Here is a 6,804-nt window from a genome sequence, read left to right as displayed (position 1 = left end):
CGCGAACTGCGCACTGCGGCGATGAGCCTGTGGGCGAAAATTGCAAGAGCATGACAGATATCTCCGGATGGCGTCTTTCGCTGGCATTTCCTCCGTTAAGTTTACGATGCCCACCCACCGCATAGACGATAGCATCAAAGATCCGCGCCCGAAAAATCCCCGATTCGTGCACCAATGCTGCAAAACACCACTGGCGCTCATACAAGAGCGTCAGAAGACACAGCTGGCGTCGGCGGCGCTGATATCTTTGTGCCCTTTATGCTGGAAACCAAAAAGATCAAACAAAATCAATGCAAAATCCTTCCCGCGCACAGGTCTCTTAACAGCCGGAACACGATCGACGAACGACGAACCGAGGCAATTCCACCGCCGCACTTGTACCAGCGTGCAGTTTTCATGCGAATCTGTGCAATTGCCTGATTACATGTCGATTGGCTAGTCATTTTCGCTTAGATATAGCTTCGAATTGTATTGAGAGTCGTAAGAGGCTCACGCGAAAGCAAAAGGTCCCAAAGTGTATAGTAGATATGGAAGGCTCTACCCTTTTAGGCTCTGCAGCACTGTTAGTTACACGATTGAGCAAGGTGTCCACCGAGTGCTTAATTCAGGAGCCAGTCGCTATTTGTCTGGAATACTCCAATCTGAATTCGCGATCGGGCGAGAAACTGTCCGTGACCAATTGGTTCTTTTCTTCCGTGTGCAAATTGTTGTGATATTTGGTTCGTCCTGTCTCAGGCTAACGCGGGCGTTCGGAAAGTCAGTCGGCTACTTTCACGCGCACTCGATCGATGAACTGGGTCCGGCGCCGGATGCTCTCGGGATCAATCCTGTCGCCTCTTCTGGCGAGGTCACCCCATGATGCTTTCCCGTTCCTTCGATGTCAGCGGGATTGATCACGAATTGAAGGATTTGTTCCTTAAGCAGTCCACCCGTACCTCTTATTCCGACAATGGTATAATATACCTTCAGGAGGATAGCGCTGAAAAGTTATACCTCGTTGTGTCGGGCTACGTTCGACTTTCCTACATCATGGAGAATGGAACTACCATACTCTATGCCATCGTTCCTCCTGGTCAGAGCTTTGGAGAACTCGGTGTATTTCACCAGTCAGTCTACGTGGATACCGCGTCAGCAATAGGTCCGGTGACGGTCTTTTCTGTTCGCGCAAGTCTGTTTCACGCTGAAACGAAGCATAATAGTTCCTTCAGGAACGCGCTGAGTGCGATAGTCGCTGATCGCTACAAGACATATATCTACGTTACGAAGAGCTTGTATTTTTGCAATTTGTCCGGGCGCTTGGCGATGTCCGTACTGCGGCTGGCACAAGCGCTGGCGCAGACAACCGAAATTAACGGAAAAAAATATCTCTATCTGGGGGCGATGGTTACGCAGAGCGATCTGGGGGCCATGGCGCGCGGCTCTCGGGGAAACGTCAATCGGATTTTGAAAGCGTGGGAAAGGGAAGGCCTGATCATGATGCAGGATCGAAACATTATCCTCCTGCAACCGAATGAACTTGAACTGGTGGCTTTGAGAGGAGGAGAACTTTGATGAACGCCTCAATTTCGGACACGACTATTGGCTTCCGTATGACTGCACTTGAAGATGATTTGATCGGTGTGCGCGGCGATGAAGTCAAAAGCTGCCTTCTGGAACGACTGGCAAAAAAGACCAAAGATCTGCGTGAATTGATGAAAACTGGGCTCTCGCCCGAGGTTTATGATGCGGCAGAATGTGCTCATGCGGGCATTGCCGCTGCCTACGACGTCGTTTGCCGTTTGCCGGCAAACAAGAAGACAAATTCCGAAGACCTAGCCTAGATAAATCGAAAGGATAGAACTAATGGCAGGAACAATTGATTTCATGGGTTTTAATCCTGAAAGTTATGCCACCCCGGTGCTTCCGGGGGGCGCGGAAGTAGATAACGGCTACAAAAGCGATCGCGACGGCTTTGACCTGATCTTACGTCAGACAGAGTTGCAGACCCAGATTGCCGCAATTGAAAAAGGTATCCGCGACATCGAGCAAAATTCCAATCTATCCGACACGGAGAAGATGTTCTCGATGCAGATGGCAATGAATTCATGGTCCGCCGTAACGAACTTGCGAACCAACATGCTTAAGGACGTTGCGGACGTTTTGAAGACCATCGCCCGAAACATCGCCTGAAACAATGCGGTTACGTCAGAATGCTATAGACTAGCAAAAAGCGCCGTGTGTGCACCGCTTTTTGCTAGGCTTGGCCTTGGAAATAGCCCATTTGGAAACCTAATGCCAGCCAACGTGCGGCAATGAGTTCAGTAATGAAACATCGCAAAAAGAGCACTCAGCTGATACTCAAGGCTCTATCAGGCCCGCAATCTGGTGTTGAAGTGGCATTGGCCCACGGCGAATATACGCTCGGATCCGGTCAGGACGACGATCTTCAGTTCGTGGATGTATGCCTGAAAAGTGGGCACGCCAGAATTCGGATTGAAGATTCGAAGATTTTCGTCACTGGAGGAGCCGGTTCGGTCATCAACGAGGCAGGTTTGGTGATCGATGCTGGCGACGACCAGTGGCGCGAAATCAATCCAATGGACATACTCATAATCGGCACCAACACATTCGCAATTGGCCCGACCGATGGTCATTGGTCAGATTTATCGGCTATGCTCGACCGGGACAGGTCTGTTGATCGGAAGTCGAACAAGAATACCGCAGCGGTCGCATTCAAATACCGATTTGTTCGATTTGGATTTGCACTTATAGGAACGGTCGTTCTGATATCCGGCGTCACCTGGTTGACGGTTGCCGCCCTGATGGCAAATGAAAACACCCACACGACTGTGAATGTCCAAGATGTTGCGGCGGTACGCGCTGCTCTCAATCAGTTTCCCTTTGGCCAATCAATTGTCGTGCGCCAGGAGGTAGACGGCACGATATACGCAACAGGCTATGTGAATAAGACGAACGAGCGTCTGGCATTGCGCGATGCGATGGAACACACCGGTGCACTTGTCAACTTACGCCTTTGGGTACTTTCCTCGATCCAATCTCAGGTCGCTGATGCCATTAAAAGTTTCGGTGTGGACGTCACTTTCGAAGTATCTGCCACGGGCGTTGTCACCTTCGAGGGAAAAATACTGTCCGATGAACGGGCCAAACGATTTTTTGACTACATCGATGACGAGGTTCAAGGGATTTCGTCTGTAGAATCGAAGGTTAAGACTGCGAGTTCCTATTTCAAAGAAGTTCAAGATCTGGTCGATCGTTCAGGTGTCAATGATACGGTGATCCTGCGGCTTTTCGACGAACGAATAGAGGCCAGCGGCCTTGTCGTCACCAACAAAATAGATGGCTGGATTGGCTTCATTCACGCCTATGCTCGTCATTATGCAGACCATATACCACTGACGTCCTATGTCCAGGTTGTGAACGAGCAGGGAACCGTGGTCGCAAAGCCCGCGCCGACGCGCTTGGGTCCTCCAGGGCATCCCAACGCCCCAGGGACGACGGATTTGGACCTCACTCGGTTAAAACAAGGGGACAGCGATTTTTCGGATATATTCTTGACCCCGCTCCTAGAAATCCCGAACAAGTTAGTCGTTGCCGCAAGGGAACCTTCACAACTTGTCCCGGCGCCAGAAACCGCGCCCGCAACAGATGACCAGAAGCACGCCGACACGCCTTCGAACGAAAAATCCAATCTCTCCAATCGTGCCCTTACGTTACTCTCGCCGCCGCAGGCTGTTGGCGCTGGAGATAGCAAGGGACAAGACGATACCACCAATCAGGTTCTGAAGAACTGGGATGAAAATATTCCTAATGCGGGCGAACCCAATCAATCGCAGGGCTCAGCTCGGCAACGATATTTACCGTTAATCCTCAGCCCAATCGAAACATCGGACCTGTGTTGGGCTGGATCCGGTCTGCACATTGCCGATGTGCCCGCCATTCTGTTCTGGCTCGATTATCTAAGTTTGTCCCAGACGGTATCGCTGATTGATTTTGAGAGGCCGAACCAGCTCATGTTGCTTGAGGCCGCGCTCAATCCGGATCGGACCCGCCAGTGTGCCAAGAAGCTGGCCGATCAAACAGGGATACACTTGGATGCGATCTCGTCCTATCTTCGCGAGACGGAGCACAATCCGTTTTTCGTCCGCTATCTCGTGCGTGATTTCGCCACTTCGGAGTTGGACGTTGCCGGCGTGATGCTGCGGGACAACGATCGATTCATCCAAACCGACAGTGGCGCAAAGATTCGTGAAGGAAGCTCTCCAAACCTGAAGAGCAAACTGATCAGTATCGGAAGTCTCGGGGCGCTATTGCAGCAGGAAGACGCTGTCGCCCCCCTTATATATTCGGAAAGCTTAACGTGGAAAGTCACCAGCGAGTAGCTTGGCACCCGCTGCCTGCGAGTATGAAGTCGTAAAATACAACGTCAATGATGGCCGCTTTTATACGCTATAGCACCCAATGGAAGAAGCGATATGTCTGTAATTTCCCCAGGTGGTATAACTGAAGGCCTCCGTCTGCTGTTTGGCACTATGGTTATCTTGGCAATGGCAGGATGTTCGTCGTCTGTCGGCGTAGATGCATTGGATTTGCAAGCGGAGGCGCGTAGATTGGACCTTTCCGGTAGCCCAAGATTGGCAACGGGCTCGGCCGACACCGAGACAGGTGGACTTGATCTATCACGCATCAATCAGGACGATGCGGTCACAACGGCTGTAGGATTTGCGGCGGTGCTTGAAAACGAACCGGCGACATTTTCGATCTCTCCTCGTGAGTTGAAGCAGAACATGGCCGAACTGTATAATGTCAACGCAGCAGATAACGAGTCCGTCGAAACGGCTAAGATCTCGTTTCAAGACGCGGATCTGAAATATGTCGTGAAGCAATTGCTCGGGGGGCTTCTTTCTGCCAACTATATCATCGCTGATGACGTGAAAGGTACTGTTTCTTTCACGACCGAAACACCTGTTCCCTACTCGGCTATGCCGTCGATCGTTCGCAGTATCCTTGCACGCAGTGGTTACGTTTTGAAGGTGATTGATGGAGTGTATCAGATCGGATCGCCCCAAGCGATAGCGGAGCTCGAACTGAATGCTGCCGTTGGTACTTCGGGCGATTACGAAACCCGTGTCATTAAGATCAAGGGTGGCAATCTGAATGAAATAGCGGCTGTGGCGGCTCAGATACTTCCTGCTGGTGCCACGGTCACGCCCGTGCCCTCAAGCGACTCCCTCATTCTCAAGCTCAATCCCGTGGACGAAAAGCCAGTTATGGACCTCCTGCTAGCGCTGGTCGATAACACTCGCGGCGGCGACATTGTTGCAGTTCTACCGCTCCGCGAAAGCCCGCCAGAGACAGTCGCGGCATCCCTGAGCGCCTACTTTTCACAATCTGGCCAATCCGCACAGGATGTACCACTGATTATACCACTCGAAGAACAGCAGGCACTTCTCATTGTGGCGCAAAATGAGTATACTATGGGCAACGCCCGTACCCTTGTCGAGGGCCTAGACAAAGACAATCGCGATTTGCCATCGGTACGAATAATTGCATTGAAGAATTTGCCTGCAAATGAGATTGCGGATCAATTGAACAAAATCTTCGCTGCGAACAACGGAGCTGCAAATTCTACTTCGAATGACACTCAAGCGGAAACGACACCCTCCAACGATGAAGGCGTTGAAGGGGGGGATTCGGTAACCGCCCCGCCGACCATCAGAGACGTTCCAACAACGGATAATGTATCTCCAACCGCTGCTCGATTTGAGGCTATTCAGGAACTCAAGGCCCGAATGAATATACCTGTTGAAACGGCTAGGCAGGTTAGCGAAGGCATCTCCATCGTCCCTGATCCAAGGAATAACGCACTGCTGGTCTTTGCAACATTCCGGCAGTTCAAACGCATACGTGAGGTCGTCCAGACGCTCGATGTGCCGTTGGCACAGGTCGTCATCGAAGCTACGATTGTCGAAGTGACACTGAACGACAACCTGAAATACGGTGTGCAAGCTTTCCTTAGCGGACATGGGCTCAGCCTTCGTTCATCATCACTTCCGGAACCAACCGATACGGGAGAGGCCGGTGGCGTTGCCGCGCTCGATATTCAGGCCGTCGGCGGGATGACGGCCAGCCTAGTTCTTGAGGCGCTACAGACGGTAACGGATGTGAAAATAATCTCATCGCCGTATCTGACAGTGCTGGACGGGCGGGCAGCACGGCTTTCGGTGGGCGATCAAATCCCCTTCTTGGTGCAACAGACAAGTGCCGATCAAACCGGAACGACGACGACGACGAACCAAATTGACGTTAGAGACGTTGGTATCATTTTGGAGGTCACCCCAAGCATTCGCGCCGACAACTCGGTTTTGTTGAAGGTGCAGCAAGAGGTGAGTTCCGCTCAAGCATCCGGTTCGGGGGAGACATTAACGCCGACAATCTCCCAGCGTGCGATAAATTCTGAAGTCGTGGTTCAGTCAGGCAGGCCGGTTTTACTCGGCGGTCTGATTCAGGATCGTTCGGAAAAAACGATGAGCGGCGTGCCGGGCCTGTCCAAAATTCCAGTTATTGGCAAAATGTTTCAGCAGACTGGTAGCGTGCAGGCTCGTACTGAATTGCTGGTGATGATAACACCACGTGTCGTTCGTCGTTCGCTTCAACTCGATAGCATCACGCAGGAACTGAGAGCGCACTCTATTATCAGCAAAAACTAGATACCGTTGTCTAAGTGTCGGTCCACAAAGAACTTGAATGATATGAAACGTTTGTGATTTCATACAGTTGAATTGATTCGACGAGTGTATGGAAGGG

The 6,804-nt window shown here is 51.4% G+C and carries 5 protein-coding genes; all 5 read left to right on the top strand.

The features are described 5' to 3' along the window. The first annotated feature begins 855 nt into the window (after positions 1-855). The 5 genes from PDO_RS07260 to gspD all read left to right on the top strand — a co-directional run bounded on the left by PDO_RS07260 (position 856) and on the right by gspD (position 6,707). On the top strand, positions 856-1,551 hold the full coding sequence (locus PDO_RS07260) for a Crp/Fnr family transcriptional regulator (protein WP_007599810.1): 696 nt from the start codon (positions 856-858) through the stop codon (positions 1,549-1,551). Beyond that, complete coding sequence (locus tag PDO_RS07255; RefSeq protein ID WP_007599809.1) at positions 1,551-1,820, top strand: EscE/YscE/SsaE family type III secretion system needle protein co-chaperone; 270 nt, start codon at positions 1,551-1,553, stop codon at positions 1,818-1,820. The genes PDO_RS07260 and PDO_RS07255 overlap by 1 nt, the downstream gene beginning before the upstream one ends. Positions 1,821-1,842: 22 nt before the next feature. Further along, entirely contained in the window at positions 1,843-2,169 is a 327-nt protein-coding gene (locus tag PDO_RS07250; protein ID WP_007599807.1) for an EscF/YscF/HrpA family type III secretion system needle major subunit, read from the top strand. 134 nt (positions 2,170-2,303) lie between these two features. After that, positions 2,304-4,379, top strand: coding sequence for an FHA domain-containing protein (locus tag PDO_RS07245; protein ID WP_007599805.1), 2,076 nt, complete (start codon positions 2,304-2,306; stop codon positions 4,377-4,379). 93 nt (positions 4,380-4,472) lie between these two features. Beyond that, the gene (gene gspD, locus PDO_RS07240) at positions 4,473-6,707 is read left to right on the top strand and encodes a type II secretion system secretin GspD (protein ID WP_141649843.1); all 2,235 of its coding nucleotides are present in this window, start codon (positions 4,473-4,475) and stop codon (positions 6,705-6,707) included. Positions 6,708-6,804: the final 97 nt, after the last annotated feature.

This window comes from Rhizobium sp. PDO1-076 (assembly GCF_000247475.1).
In the GTDB taxonomy this organism is placed as follows: Bacteria; Pseudomonadota; Alphaproteobacteria; order Rhizobiales; family Rhizobiaceae; genus Allorhizobium.
This window is presented reverse-complemented; position numbering and strand designations above follow the sequence as displayed.